The 14,716-nt window shown below is 57.8% G+C and carries 10 protein-coding genes; 3 read left to right on the forward strand and 7 right to left on the reverse strand.

Annotation, left to right across the window (positions count from 1 at the left end; genetic code table 11):
• Nucleotides 1-263: 263 nt before the first annotated feature.
• On the forward strand, nucleotides 264-3,656 hold the full coding sequence (locus E8K88_RS07875; protein ID WP_168797277.1) for a vWA domain-containing protein: 3,393 nt from the start codon (nucleotides 264-266) through the stop codon (nucleotides 3,654-3,656).
• 168 nt (nucleotides 3,657-3,824) lie between these two features.
• Here the strand turns inward: E8K88_RS07875 and E8K88_RS07880 are convergent, their stop codons facing one another.
• The 7 genes from E8K88_RS07880 to E8K88_RS07910 form a co-directional block, all read right to left on the reverse strand.
• Complete coding sequence (locus E8K88_RS07880; RefSeq protein WP_136406113.1) at nucleotides 3,825-4,679, reverse strand: alpha/beta hydrolase; 855 nt, start codon at nucleotides 4,677-4,679, stop codon at nucleotides 3,825-3,827.
• Between the two features lie 301 nt (nucleotides 4,680-4,980).
• A complete protein-coding gene (locus E8K88_RS07885; RefSeq protein WP_136406114.1) occupies nucleotides 4,981-5,691 on the reverse strand; it encodes an ABC transporter ATP-binding protein in 711 nt (236 codons plus the stop codon).
• Nucleotides 5,688-6,491, reverse strand: a complete 804-nt coding sequence (locus E8K88_RS07890; protein ID WP_136406115.1) for an ABC transporter ATP-binding protein — start codon at nucleotides 6,489-6,491, stop codon at nucleotides 5,688-5,690. The genes E8K88_RS07885 and E8K88_RS07890 overlap by 4 nt, the downstream gene beginning before the upstream one ends.
• Entirely contained in the window at nucleotides 6,488-7,495 is a 1,008-nt protein-coding gene (locus E8K88_RS07895; RefSeq protein ID WP_136406116.1) for a branched-chain amino acid ABC transporter permease, read from the reverse strand. Before E8K88_RS07895 ends, E8K88_RS07890 begins: the two co-directional genes overlap by 4 nt.
• Nucleotides 7,496-7,498: 3 nt before the next feature.
• Nucleotides 7,499-8,419, reverse strand: coding sequence for a branched-chain amino acid ABC transporter permease (locus tag E8K88_RS07900; protein WP_136406117.1), 921 nt, complete (start codon nucleotides 8,417-8,419; stop codon nucleotides 7,499-7,501).
• 92 nt (nucleotides 8,420-8,511) lie between these two features.
• Nucleotides 8,512-9,696 carry an ABC transporter substrate-binding protein gene (locus E8K88_RS07905; protein ID WP_136406118.1) on the reverse strand — a complete coding sequence of 395 codons (1,185 nt, stop codon included), beginning with the start codon at nucleotides 9,694-9,696 and terminating at the stop codon, nucleotides 8,512-8,514.
• A 285-nt stretch (nucleotides 9,697-9,981) separates the two neighbouring features.
• Nucleotides 9,982-11,694, reverse strand: coding sequence for an MBL fold metallo-hydrolase (locus E8K88_RS07910; RefSeq protein ID WP_136406119.1), 1,713 nt, complete (start codon nucleotides 11,692-11,694; stop codon nucleotides 9,982-9,984).
• Nucleotides 11,695-11,972: 278 nt separating this feature from the next.
• Here E8K88_RS07910 and E8K88_RS07915 point away from each other — a divergent pair, with 278 nt between their 5' ends.
• Complete coding sequence (locus tag E8K88_RS07915; RefSeq protein WP_136406120.1) at nucleotides 11,973-13,475, forward strand: helicase HerA-like domain-containing protein; 1,503 nt, start codon at nucleotides 11,973-11,975, stop codon at nucleotides 13,473-13,475.
• A 229-nt stretch (nucleotides 13,476-13,704) separates the two neighbouring features.
• Nucleotides 13,705-14,700 carry a Bug family tripartite tricarboxylate transporter substrate binding protein gene (locus E8K88_RS07920; protein ID WP_136406121.1) on the forward strand — a complete coding sequence of 332 codons (996 nt, stop codon included), beginning with the start codon at nucleotides 13,705-13,707 and terminating at the stop codon, nucleotides 14,698-14,700.
• Nucleotides 14,701-14,716: the final 16 nt, after the last annotated feature.

A 14,716-nucleotide genomic window follows, 5' to 3' on the forward strand; every position in this document is an offset into this window, starting at 1 on the left:
ATTTGGGCTACGTAACACAAACATGCAATAAGAACATTTATAGAGTTAACTACTGTTAACCTGTAGATAACTACTAATTACAATCATTTGCTTGCTGCGGCCTCTACCCCCCTTGCGTTGTCATCTGCACACTAAAGACAAGCAATGAATACGCCGCAACATAGGGCTCATCGCCATGTCTGATGCTTGAGACCCAAAGAGAAGGATCCGTGCCTGTGTCAAACACTGGATCCGCTGACAATAATCACATGGAGAGAGAAGCAATGCGCGCGTTAACACTGCTTGGTAGGCTATTCATGGCCTGCTTGCTGCTGAGTATGGGTTTGGCCCAGGCCTCCAGCATAGACATTCCCAAAGAACCCTTGGTTTGGGTTGATACACCCAATGAGCAAGCAGGCCTGCCTGCCAAAGACTTCGCTTTTGAGCTGCAACTCTTCAACCTCAAAGACAGCACAACAGGCCAGATCCGTTTTGAGGTCACAGAGGCCAACCACCAAGACACCAGTGGCTTGAGCATTCCTGCGGTCACGATTCAAACCTCTGATGCGCAGGCCACAGTCACGGCCACACCTCGCCTGCTCAAAGAAGGCTGGTACACGGTCGCTGTGCTCACCGAAGCCGCGCAGTTTGAACGCCGCAATACGATGCATATTCTGTTCGTTAATGGCCAGGTGTTCTACGACTGGGAAGGCGCAGATCTGATCAACTCCATCGTGCGCCACAACCTGCAAAGCAATGCCGAGTACAAGCAACTGCAAGCGCAGGCCCGAGAAGCCAAAGCCATTCGCAGCAAAACCGTGCCGGTGAACGCCGAAGCCGAGCCCGCTGAGCGCTTTTTAAGCGCGAATGAGCAAAACGCACTCAACGCACTCAAGCAAAGCGAAAAGCAACGCCTGCTGCAAGACATTCGCCAACTCACCGGCCTTGAAAACATCTCCAAAGCAGGTGCCAGCACCCCCGCTGCTGGCGAGCGAGTGACTGTCACTGTGCAATGGCCGACCGATGCCACACAAGCGACATTTTTGCCTTTGCATGGCGCACCAATTGAGATCATCAACATCGATGAAATTGGCCTCTTTGATGATGGCGTATTTGCTAAAGGCGTATTAGATGCCAATGGCCAATTCACCTTCACCTCACCGGTCAACAACCTCAAGTACCGCGTCAAAATCGGCGCCACGCACAGCAGCTTCAAAGTCCTGGTCTCTGACCAGAACGATGGCGATGCCCCACTGGTGGTGCAATACGACCAAGCCGCTACGATTGACATCAGAACAGACATCACCAATGGCATCAGCGCCCCATTTGCCAACTCCTGGGCCGCCTTCCAAGCAATGTACGACATGGCCAGCAATGCCCAAGGTTTTACAGGCATGGCGGCGCCTCAATTGGATTTTGTACTGACCAATGCGCTCAGCAGAGATGGCGGTGCGCCAACGATTGACTTTGCTTATTACACCAGCCCGAATATGGAGTGGTTAGGCATTCCAATTCCTTGGACTTCAGTGCCTCAAATCGTCTTGGGCGGCGGCAATTTCTTTGATTGGGATGTGTTCAGCCATGAATACGGTCACGCTGTGGCCGACCAAAACAACTCGATCATTTCAGTCGGCGGCCCTCACAACGGTGAAAACCAATACGATTACGCAAGCAACACAGCCACATTCCACAACAAGCAAAAAGCCAACCGTCTGGCGATGAATGAAGCCTATGGCACATGGTTTGGCGTGGCATTTTGGCAGTACAGCAGCTACAAAGGAAAAATACCGTTAGTTGGCGATACCAAATATCGTGATGTGACCTCCACCAATGCGGTCTTTGAATACGACTTGGAAGACAATGCCGGCGCTGTGTTCTCCTACACCAATATGTTTGGCGAGGACAGCGAGATTGGCGTAGGCCGCCTGCTGTGGGATTTGACCGATGCGGTCAATGAAGACAATGTGCGCGCAACCTGCTCCAAATACTGCAAAGACGCAATCACCGTACCCATGGCCGGTCTGATGTCACAAACGATTGCGGGCAAGCAGCTCGATGGTATCTCGGACTTTCACCGCGAGTTCTATCGCTACTACGTGGGCAAACCCATTGGCGATTTGGACAGCGTGGGCCAAATAGATTCAGCTGCATTGAAAAAAGCCATTCAAGTCGGCTCCGTTTTTGCCGAGTTTGGCATTGCGGCCAATATCAACCAAACCAATAATAGCGACCCGTTCAAAGACATCGGCAACCCAGCCTTGCGCAACCTGGACACTCAACCAGTTGAGCTGGTTTGGGAGCAGCATAAAACCGGCACGATGCCGGGTCTGGACCAATTTGAGATCCTGTTCTACAACCAAGCAATGGATACACTGGTCTACAAAACCGACACTATCACGCTGAGCCCGACAGGCAAGCGCTACACCTACCAAATGCCCAAAGCCCAGGCCGAGGCGCTGGTTCAGGCCGCAACCCAGCTGCCCTACCAGGCAGAACACACACTGGTGGTCATGATCAAAGGCACGGCCACTGGCGTGGGTGCAGCCGGTATATCCACTGGCCCTTACTACAGCAATGCCGAAGAGTTCAAACTGGCAACCGACCAACGCTATAGCGTGATTGCGGTCGACAGCTCAGGCAGCAATTTGAACACCGATCCAAACAGACTGCGCGTTAGCGCTGGTAATGCGATGCTGGGCAATATGGCCGCGCGCAATGACCGGATTCGCACCGGCAATGAGACAGGCAAGCTGATGTCGGTCGCCGCGATTGACTTCGACTCCAACGTGCGCGTGATCTCTCACTTTGCCGATCCCAACGGGCTGAACTTCAACAGCATCGACTCATACGGCGGCACCGAAATTGGCTTGGCGATTAACCACAGTGTGGCGATGATTCAGGGCGTGCGCCCCACTCCTAATCCGCTGCCTGCAATCGATGCCAACACGCCGCGCATTTATGCACTGACTGACATGGAAGATGCTGGCTCGGATGTGGTTCCGGCGATTCAAAATGCCGGCCAAAACAACATCGTCTTCAACTTGGGGCATCTAGTGCCTCTGTCGATCAAAAAAGCCCCAGTGGGCCGCGCAGGCGAAGGCATTGCCTTAAAAGTGGCTGAGCCGATGGACAATATCATCGCCGCGACTCTCGCAACCGGTGGCTCTTATGCCACGCTGGAAAATGCTGAATCGCAAGAGGCTTGGGTCGCGTTGATGGATGAAATCAACAACACGGCACCTGCCGAGCGCACGACCATCAATTTGCCACTGAACATCAAACTCTATGGTCTGGCGCAAGACACTGGCCTGCCTGAGCCTACGTATGTATTCACTGCCGTGGACCACGGCACGGTTGCTGTGACGGTTGATGGCAAAGGCAACTTCATTCCTGCCCTGACTGTGGATGGTGCAGCGGGCCAGGAAGACATTGGCCAAGACCAGTACCAGCGTGAATTCAGTGTCGCTAAAGGCCAAAGCTACAGCATCAAAATCAACGAAGCAGACACCGCTGCCGGCCTCTACAGCATCGTGCTGCGCCAAACATCGATCACGCAAACGCCTCCTGTAGTGGTCCCAGCAGCAGCCGTGCCTGTGCCATCGCTGAATGTCTGGGCCTTGGCTTTGCTGGCAGCATTGCTGGGTATGGTGGCAATGCAGACGCGCCGCCGCTTCTAAGAGTCTTTCATTATCTAAGGCACAAAAAAGTGGCAATCTAAGGCGCCTGCTGCAGCCCATACGTCTGTATGAGCAAAGCGGGCAACGCCACAATGCGCTTTTTTGTGCCTTGTCTTTTGGGCTTCAACGCGGCTGCATCGAGAATATGAACAAGCACTTAGCCAGTGTTCAAGCCTGCTGGCTGAGCCACTCACACAGCGCACTGTCGCTGCGCTCAAAGCCGTGCAGGGCCGTGAAATGGTCTGCCTCGGCTTGGCGCAGCAAGGCACCGGAGTTACCCGCCTCTTGCCATTGCTGCAAAAAATCGGTGGACTGGCGCTCAAACTCCGCGCTTTCACGCCCGCCCCAGGTCAGCAGCACCTGCGCCGGCGAATGCTGGCAGCCAAACATCGGTGAGTTGCGGCGGATCACACCGTCACTCAACTGCAGCATCGGCTGCAAATAGCTGTAGCGCAAGGGCGCAATATCAAACAAACCGCTGACCAATAAACCGGCTCGCAAGGGCTGGGCTGGCAAACCGTATTCGCCCACCCAGTCGGTTTGCAAGCACATCGCCGCCAAATGCCCACCGGCCGAATGCCCAGCAATGCTGACGCGCTTGGGATCGCCGTTGTACTTCTCAATATGGCGCAGCACCCAGGCCACTGCCGCACGCGCTTGACGCGTGATCTCATCAATGCCGACTTTGGGGCACAGCGAGTAATCAATCGACACCACCGTCATCCCCAAAGCGCGTGGGCCCAATGCAATACCGCTGAAATCGGCGGCACTGAGCGAGCGCCAATAGCCACCGTGGATAAACACCAGCACCGGCGCGCCAGCTTGCTCGGCCGGAAAAATATCCAATGTCTCATCCAGCGTAGGCCCATAAGAGATCTTGGGCAAATAGTCGAGTGTGTTGCGGGCCCGCTCAGCCTGCTGATGAAAATGGGCCATGATGGCTTGTGAATCCAAGCCCAATGACGGGTTGTAGGCCGCGTCGATCTCCGCCTGGGTTGTGAACTGTTGGTATAACGTGCGCATAGAAGTAGGTAGATTGTGGCGTGGTAAGAGCCTGTTCAAAGTCTCCACGCAGACCGCGTTGGAGCCCAAAAGGATACGATGCGCGGCAAAAACCGCAGTCGGGCTAGCTGCCCGGCGAGGATTTTTAACAAAGCAGCGTGCCTTTTGGACTCCAACCCGAAGGGCAAGGCACAAAAAAGCGCATTGCGGCGTTGCCCGTTTTGTTCATACAGACGTATGAACTGCAACAGGCGCCTTGCCCTGCCTCTTTTTTGTGCCTTGCGCGACTGCGTCGAGACTTTGAACAGGCTCTAAGGATTTATCACACACCAATATAACGCTGCCATAGCTCAGGCTGGCTCGCCAATGCCTCACTCGGGCCTTGCCAAACGACTTGGCCGCGCTCAATCAGAGTGTGCTGATCGGCCAAGGCGATCAGGCGCTGCACGTATTTGTCGATCACCAAAATGGTTTGGCCCTGCGCCCGCAAGGCCGCCAGGCAGTGCCAAATTTCTTCGCGAATCAGCGGTGCCAAGCCTTCAGTGGCTTCATCTAAGATCAGCAAATACGGGTTGGTCATCAAAGCCCTGCCAATCGCCAGCATTTGCTGCTCGCCACCTGAGAGTTGGTTGCCCATATGGCGGTGGCGCTCTTGCAGGCGCGGAAACAAGGCGTAGACCCGCTCCAGCGTCCAGGGCTGGGCATGCTGGTTGCGTTTGGCAGCAAAGGCCTGCAAGTTTTCGCGCACACTCAGATTCGGGAAGATCTGCCGCCCTTCGGGCACAACGGCCATGCCCATGCGGGCAATGCGGTCCGGGCTGAGCTGCTCAATGCGCTCACCGCGAAAGCGAATCTGGCCGCTGCGCGCTGGCGTCAAGCCCAGCACTGAACGCACCGTGGTGGTCTTGCCCATGCCATTGCGTCCTAGCAAGGTGGCCACTTCGCCAGAGGCGATCTGCAACTGCATGCCAAACAGCACTTGGCTGTGACCGTAAGCGGTTTCGAGTTGGGAGACTTCGAGCAAGGTGCTCATCGTGCCACTCCTGTTGAAGCGGCTGCTGCCATGGCCGCACTGCCCTCATCGCCCAGATAAGCCTGGCGCACTTGCGCATCGGCGCGGATGGATTCGGGCGTACCCGTCGCAATCACACTGCCAGCAACCAGCACCGAAACCCGGTCGGCCAGCCGGAACACCGCATCCATGTCGTGTTCGACCAGCAGCACGGTGCTCGTAGTTTTGAGCGCTAACAGCAATTGCACCATGCGTTCGGACTCTTCAGCACCCATGCCGGCCAATGGCTCATCGAGCAGCATCAGCTGCGGCTGCAAAGCCAGCACCATGCCGACCTCCAACTGTCGTTGCTCACCGTGCGACAGCGCACCAGCGGTGTGCTGCAGGCGTGCGGCCAGTCCGACTTGCGCAGCCAGCGCATCGGCCTGCTCATAGCGCCTGCGCTCGGCTCTGGCTGGGCGAAAAAACCGCATGCTACTCCCCAGGCGGCTTTGCAGCGCCAGCGCCAAATTGTCTTGTACCGTCAGGCGCTGAAAAATACTGGTGATCTGGTAGGAACGTGCCAGCCCCGCATGCACGCGCTGATGCATGGGCATGGCCGTGATGTCCTGGCCCTGAAACAGAATCCGCCCCGCAGTCGGTGCCAAAGCACCCGAGAGCTGGTGGATCAAGGTCGTTTTGCCTGCACCATTGGGGCCTATCAACGCATGCAGCTCACCTTGCGCAACCCGCAAATTGGCATGGTTGGTGGCCGCCAAACCACCAAACTGCTTGACCAGGTCGACAACGTCGAGCAGTGGCGCCTGTGCCTGTGTGTTCATGGCTTCTCCTGCGCTGGTGCAGCCCTGCGCGCGCGCGCACAGCGGCGCAGTGTGCGCGGCAGACTCAGCAAGCCATTGGGCGCAACCAGCACCACCAACAGCAGCACCGCCCCCAAATACAGCTGCCAATGGATGGTGTAGCCAATCAGCACCTCCTCCATCAGCAAAAAGGCCACGGCCCCCAGCAAGCCACCATACAAATAGCCGACACCGCCCAAAATCACCATGATCAGCAGCATGCCAGACTGGCTCCACTGCATCGCCGCCGGGCTGACGTAACTGGACTGGTTAGCCAGCAGTGCCCCGGCCAAGGCGGCAATCGCACCAGACAAGGTAAACGCCACCAACTGGTAACGGTAGACCGCAAAGCCCAGCGCGCGCATGCGCGTTTCGTTTTCACGAATGCCTTGCAGCACATGGCCAAACCGGGCATTGAGCAGGCGTGCGACGGCCCAAAACACCAGCGCAAATACGGCCAACACCACGTAATAAAAATGGCTGTCGTTGGATAAATCCAGGCCCAGACCCAAGTCGGAGCGCTGCATCAACGACATGCCGTCCTCCCCGCCGTAAGGCTTGAGCGAGACCATCAGATAAAACAGCATTTGCGCAAATGCCAGGGTGATCATGATGAAGTACACACCACGCGTGCGCAGGCTGATCGCGCCAATCACTGCAGCGCACAGCGCCCCAACCAGCATCGCCAGCGGCCAGCTCAGCCAGGCCGAGGTACTGCCCGACTGCATCAAAATGCCCACCGTGTAAGCACCCATGCCGATAAAGGCGGCATGGCCAAAACTGACCATGCCACCAAAGCCCAACACCAGATTCAGGCTGGTTGCGGCCAGCGCAAAAATCAGCATGCGGCTGGCCACGCCTGTGTAGAAGTCGTAGTCAGTGGCCTCAAACAGCGATGGCAAGGCCGCCAGCGCGGCCAGCACCAGCAGCGCTGGCACGGGCTGCAATCGGTGGTCCAAAATACTCGCAGATGGAAGAGCTGGCATCGCTTAACCTCGGGCCGGAAACAAACCACTGGGCTTGAAGAACAATACTGCCGCCATCAGCACATAAATCAGAATCGAGGCCACTGCCGGCCCAGCACTGGCAGCAATGTCTGGCGCCATCAGTTGACGAAACAGCACCGGGATCAAGGTGCGCCCGGCGGTATCGACCAGCCCCACCAGCAAGGCGCCTAGCAAAGCGCCACGGATCGAGCCAATGCCGCCAATCACCACGACGACAAAAGCCAAAATCAAAATGCTCTCGCCCATGCCCACTTGCACCGACAGGAGCGGCCCCAACAAGCCCCCAGCGAGCGCACACAGCACGGCGCCAAACACAAACAAACCGCTGAATAACCAGCGTACATTCGCGCCCATGGCCAGCGCCATCTCGCGGTTCGATGCGCCAGCGCGCACTTGCATGCCAATGCGGGTGCGTGTGATCAACACATACAGCACAGCCGCCACCAGCAAGCCCATCGCAATGATGAACAAACGGTAGGCCGAGTAGAAAAAGCCGGGCCATAGCTCCACCGGCCCCGCCAAGGCATCAGGTGGTGACAGCTGCAACGGCTGCGGGCCCCAAATCATGCGCACGGCCTCATTGGCCATCAGCAAAATCGCAAATGTGCCCATCACTTGGGACAGGTGGTCGCGCTTGTAGAAACGCTGGATGGTGGTTTTTTCCAGCACCAGGCCCAGCACCGCAGTCGCGGCAGTCCCAGCTGCCAGACCAAGCCAAAACGAGCCCGAAGCCGCCGCAATCGTCGCGATCAGGTAAGCCCCCAGCATGTAGAGCGAGCCGTGGGCCAGATTGATCAAATCCATGATGCCAAACACCAGGGTCAGACCAGCGGCGAGCAAAAACAGCATCAGCCCAAACTGCAAGCCGTTGAGCAATTGCTCCAAAATCAAGATCGTATTCATCAGAGAATGGGTGCAAGGTGCCGCACCAAGCAAGCATCTAGTGGGAAGTCACGCTGGCTGGCAGCATCCGCTGCACTGGCCAGCGACAGGCATTACATCTTGCATTCGCCCACATAAGCATCGGCATGGTTCTCAAACACCGTGCCAATGAGCTTGTTCGTCACCTTGCCATCGGCGCCCTTGACCACTTCGCGCAGGTAGTAGTTTTGGATCGGATAATGGTTGGTATTGAATGTGAATGGGCCACGCACCGAGTCGAATTGCGCCGCTTGCAAGGCCTTGCCAATCGCTTCTTTGTCCTTCATATCACCGCCGACCGCCTGCACGGCAGAGCCAATCAGCTGGGCTGCGTCATAGCCTTGCGCCGCATACAGCGTTGGCAGGCGGCCGTATTCCTTTTGGAAATCCGCGACAAAGCGTTTGTTGGCGGCATTGTCCAAGTCGTGCGCCCACAACGAGGAGTTGAACATGCCCACCATCGGCTCGCCGACGGCGCTGATCACGTCTTCATCGGCTGAAAAGCCTGGGCCAAACAACGTCATGTCCTGACCAAGGCCCGCGCCGTTGAACTGCTTGATAAAGTTCACACCCAGGCCACCGGGCAGGAAGATATAGACCGCATCAGCGCCCGAGGCACGCATTTGCGATAGCTCTGCACCATAGTCCAGTTGCTGCAGTGGTGTGTAGGTCTCCAGCACCACCTCGCCTTTGTAGAAGCGCTTAAATCCGGCCAATGCATCTTTGCCTGCTGGGTAGTTCGGTGCCAACAAGGCGACTTTTTTGAAGCCACGGTCTTGCACGGTTTGTCCCACCGCTTCGTGCAGGTTGTCGTTTTGGTAAGAAGCGCTGAAAAAGTACGGATTGCACTGCGCACCGGCCAATTGCGATGGCCCGGCGTTGGAGCTGATGTAGTAGGTTTTATTGGCAAACACGGGCGGCGCAACGGCCAGCATGATGTTGGAGAACACCACACCGGTCATGAAATCGACCTTGTCGCGCTTGAGCAGGCGGTCCGTGGTTTGTTTGGCCGCATCGGGGTTTTGCTGGTCGTCCACGACAATCACCTCGGCTTTGATACCGCCGAGCATGCCGTTGTTCTGTTTAACGGCCAAATTGAAGCCATCGCGCGTGTCCACCCCCAAGGCTGCGCCTGGCCCTGACAAGGTACTGAGCAGGCCAATCTTCACCTGGTCCGCTGCATGTGCAAACTGGGCAGCACACAATGCGCTAAGGCCTGCAAGCAGTGCAGGGGCGAGAGGTCGAAGACGGCTAGGCATGGTCGGCAAACTCCTGATGGTGGGGTGGCAATAAACACGCACGAGGCGCGAGATTACCAGCAAGCACACAAATACGATGCCAATTGCCCTGGTGCAAGGGCAAAAAAACAAAGAAATGGCCTGTCTTGATGCCCAAAATCCGTATAAACCCTTTGCCTGCCCAGGCAAGCTTTGCAACACAGCTTGTCGTAGTCTGGGCTCTCAGAACGTGTTTACGTTCTCAGGCAATCCGTTGGATTGCCCTTGCCGTCCATAGCTGCAGCGATGGCCTTCCAAAGACGGGGGTTAATGCGGCGCCAATGCCACTTCAGGCATCGCAATGGCCTGCAAACCCAGCTGCGGATGCAGGGCCGCCAAACGCTGCACATGCGCCAGCAGCGACAGGCGCGCCACTGGCCACAATGCTTGCGGGGTATCGGCATAGGCCAGCGCCAACCAGTCGTCCAGCGCCCCATTGGGCACTTGCTCTATCGCCTGCAGCACTTTGACTTCGCGCTTGAGGCGGTGCGCCTTCAACTGGGCGATCACGCTACCAGCCTGGTCCAAAACATGGCCGTGTGCAGGCAAGATAAATTCGATCTGCCACTCTTTGCACAGTGCCGCCAGCCGGTCGAGCGAATCTAAAAAGTCCTGCATGCCACCGTCTGGTGGAATCACCACGGTGGTCGTGCCTCCCAAGATATGGTCGCCGCTGAACAGCAAGCCGTCCTCTTGCAGAACAAAGCACAGGTGGTTGGCTGCATGGCCTGGCGTGTGCACCGCTTGCAGTGTGTGGCCAATGGACTCCCCATTGGCGCGCACGCCGCTGAGCACCACAGTATCACCGGTCCGCAGCGTTTGCTCAGGGCGAAAATAACTGTCAGCGCGGGCAAACGGGCCCGATGCCATGCCGGCAATACGGGGGGCGGCTCTGCCTGTGTCGACCACCAGCTGCTGCAAGGGCGCAGCGCCCGGTGAATGGTCTGGGTGTGAGTGCGTGCAAACAATGTGGCGTATGTCCCCACCAGTCAGCGCGACAATGCGCTGCAAATGCGCCGCATCGGCAGGACCTGGGTCCATCACCACATAGCCGGTCGCAGGCTCGCCAATCAAGTAGGTGTTCGTGCCAGGGCCGGTCATGATGCCGGCATTCGGTGCCGTCAGGCGCTGAATATGGCGCAGCAAGGGCACGGCACGTTCATGCTGCCAGGCCAGCTCATGGCCTGGCTCGCCGCTGGGGCAAACCATATGCAGTTCACCAAAACCGGGCTCATGTTCCATCAAGCGGATTTCTGCGCCGTTTTTCAAACCCACGCGTGGGCAGCTGGGCGGCATGACCGGGCCCTGCTGGCAAGCCTGCAATACGGCCTCGGTGTTTGCAAAATCCGCCAAACGCTCCAAAGTGCGAATCGTTGGATAGACCAGCAGCAATTGGCCTTGCTGGTGTTGCTGCAAGGCGTCTTGCGGGCTGATCCACAAAGCATCGAATTGCTCAAACCCATCGGCTTGGGCATCTTGCTCAGCCGGTGCTCGCGCAATCAAAAACGGAACATCAAAGCGGCGCGGGTAGTCACGGTCGGTGGTCCAATGCGCAAAGGGCAACACCGCTTCCAGCGCCAGCTGCCAGCCCTGAGCCTGCAACTGCGCTGCCAATGGCGCGTGGCGCTGCATACCGGCAGCGGCAAGCATGGCTCCAGTGGGCATCTGGCCTTGCGCATCGCGCGCCAATAGCAAACCCAGCTCTTCATAACACTCGCGCAGCGCCGCCGCGGCCAGTTGTGCTTGCTGGGGCGTCTGGCCAGCTGCCTGCGTGGCCTGCTGCGCCAGCAGCGCATCATCGGGCTCCAAGCGACCGCCTGGAAACACATAGGCGTTGGGCACAAAGCGGGCTTGGGCGTTGCGGCGCGAGAGCAGCACCTGCAGGCCTTGCGCAGTATCGCGCACCACCAGCAAAGTCACAGCCGCGTCGGGCTCAGCGGGGGCAATTGCGGGGTAGACAAAAGAATCGGGGCGGATCATGGCTCATCTCCATACGCTCAAGCGGCGCTCTGGCTGGTTATACCAGCATTCATGCCGCGGCGCAGTCGCTGGCGTTGGCCGTTTTGCCCATACGGGCGTATGCGCTGCAACCGGCGTCTCGCACTGCGTCTTTTTTGTGCCTTGCGCAACTGCGCTGAGATGGTGAACAGGCTCTGAGGGCGCGGTGTTCGCACACCGCCAAACCGCGATTGTCAAACAGCGGGCATGCAGCTCTCATAGAATCATGGCATCTCTGCTTTTACACCTAGGGCCTCTGCATGACCGAACCCCTATTAATTGCCAAAAATGCCGACATCGATTGCCTGCTGCTACCAGCGCTGGCCAATCGCCATGGTTTGATAACAGGCGCCACCGGCACCGGAAAAACCGTGACATTGCAAGCCATGGCCGAGCAGTTCTCGCGCCTGGGCGTACCCGTGTTCTTGGCCGATGTGAAAGGCGATCTCGCTGGCATTAGCCAAACGGGCAGCATCGGTGAAAAGATGGCCGGCATCCTGGCCGGGCGTGGCATTGAGGCGCCCGAGCCCTTTGCCGCACCGACCATGCTCTGGGATGTGTTTGGCAAAAAAGGCCATCCGGTGCGCGCCACGGTCTCTGACATGGGCCCACTGCTGCTGGCGCGCATGATGGGTTTGAACGAAACCCAAAGCGGCATTCTCAATATTGTCTTCAAGGTCGCCGATGACAGCGGCTTGCTGATTCTGGACATGAAGGACTTGCGCGCCATGCTGCAGCATGTGGCCGACCACGCGTCCGAGTACCGCACCAGTTACGGCAATATCAGCGCCGCCAGTGTCGGCGCGATTCAGCGCGCCTTGCTGCAAATTGAGCAAGAAGGCGGCGACCAGTTTTTTGGCGAACCGATGCTCGATATCGCCGACTTCATGCAAACCGATGCCAAGGGCCACGGCTACATCAATATTCTGGCGGCCGACCAGCTGATGAATGCCCCGCGCCTGTATGCGACCTTCCTGCTGTGGATGTTGTCGGAATTGTTTGAACACTTGCCCGAGATTGGCGACCCAGAAAAACCCAAGCTGGTGTTCTTTTTTGACGAAGCGCACCTGCTGTTCAACGACGCACCCAAGGCCTTGCTCGAGCGCATTGAACTGGTTGTGCGTCTGATTCGCTCTAAAGGCGTGGGCGTATTCTTTGTGACGCAAAACCCCACTGATATTCCCGACACAGTGCTGGCGCAGCTGGGCAACCGTGTGCAGCATGCGCTGCGCGCCTTTACCCCACGAGACCAAAAAGCCGTCAAAGCCACGGCCCAGACCATGCGGCCTAAAGCGGGCCTGAATATTGAGCAGGCGATTACTGAGCTGGCCGTCGGTGAGGCGTTGGTGAGCTTGCTGGATGCCAAAGGCAGCCCCGGCATCACCGAGCGGGTTTTTGTGGTGCCGCCAGGCAGCCAGATTGGCCCAATTGACGATGCCCAGCGCCAGGCCTTGCTGCAGCAGTCGCTGGTCGCGGGCGTGTATGAGGCCACGGTCGACCGGGAGTCGGCCTATGAGGTGCTGGCACAACGCGCGCAAGAAACCATGGCACAAGCCGAAGCAGCCGCTCAGGCCAACAGCGGCGTGGGCGGTATGGTCAATGACTTTTTGTTTGGCAGCACCGGCCCACGCGGCGGCAAAAAAGACGGCTTGGTGCAATCGGTGCTCAAGTCCACCGTGCGCACCCAAGCCAACCGCATGGGGCGTGAGCTGCTCAGAGGCGTGCTCGGTGGGCTGTTCGGCGGTGGCAAGGGCCGCAAATAGCACTGACGCAGTCCAGCGAACATGGATTTTGCAGCCGATCTGTGGCCAAGGCCTATTTTTAAGAACGTGTTTACGATCTTAGGGATTTCAAAGCGCGGCAGGCCTGGTTCTTCTGTCATGATAATGGCCCTCGCAGCACGCACGTTCGAATCCCGGCCACCCCGGATCTTGACCGCTCCTGCAAGCCCATGCCTGCTGCGTCAACTCACAATATCCAAGGAGACTGTTCATGACCACATTCAATCGCCGCCAATGGCTTGGCGTCAGTTTGCAAGCGGCAGCCGCAACAGCAGCGGTTGCCCATTGGCCGGCCGCGCTGGCACAATCGGCGCGCCCCATTTATGTGCTGGTGGGTTTTCCACCAGGCGGCGGCTCCGATGCTTTGGCGCGTTTGCTCGCAGTGCATATGCAAAAAGAGCTGGGAGCCACTATGGTGGTTGACAACCGCCCTGGCGCTGGCGGGCAAATTGCCGCACAAAACCTGAAGGCGGCTGCGCCCGATGGCAATACCGTCTTCCTCAGCCACGACCACACAGTGACCATCGTGCCTAAAGTGGTCAAAACACCCGGTTTTGACACCGAGAAAGATTTCCAGGCCGTCGCTGGCGTGGCGAACTTCGTCAATGCCTTTGCCGTCACCGCCTCGCATCCGGCGAAGACCTTCGACGAATACGTGGCCTGGGTGAAAGAGCAGAAAAGCGCGCCGATGCGTGCCATTGGTGTGCCAGCGCCGGCCTCCACGCTGGAGTTCATTGCCAAATCGCTGGATAAACAATACGAACTCGATATTGAAACCGTGCCTTACCGCGGCAGCGGCCCGATGCTGGCCGACCTGATGGGCGCGCAAATCCAGGCCGGTTTTGCGACCTTGCCTGAATTGATCGAGCTGCACAAAGCAGGCCGCGTGCGCATTCTGAACGTGCTGGGCGACAAACGCCAGCCGATCGTGCCCGATGTGCCGACCTTTGCCGAAATTGGTGTGGCTGGTTTTGAGCAAGCGCCTTTTTATGGCTTTTTTGCCCCCAAAGGCATCAGCGCCGAGAAAATTGCCCAATGGGAGCAAGCCACGCAAAAAGTGCTGCAAGTGCCGGAAGTGCGCAAGCAGCTCGAAGACTGGGGCATGACCGTGGAGTACATGGACCACCAACAGCTGCAAGACGCCGAGGCGTCCTACAGCAAAACCTGGGCGCGCATCATCGATGATTTAGGCTACGAGCCTCAATAATGGTGATGGACGGCCC

It is taken from the genome of Lampropedia aestuarii, from assembly GCF_004803635.1.
GTDB classification, from domain to species: domain Bacteria; phylum Pseudomonadota; class Gammaproteobacteria; order Burkholderiales; family Burkholderiaceae_C; genus Lampropedia; species Lampropedia aestuarii.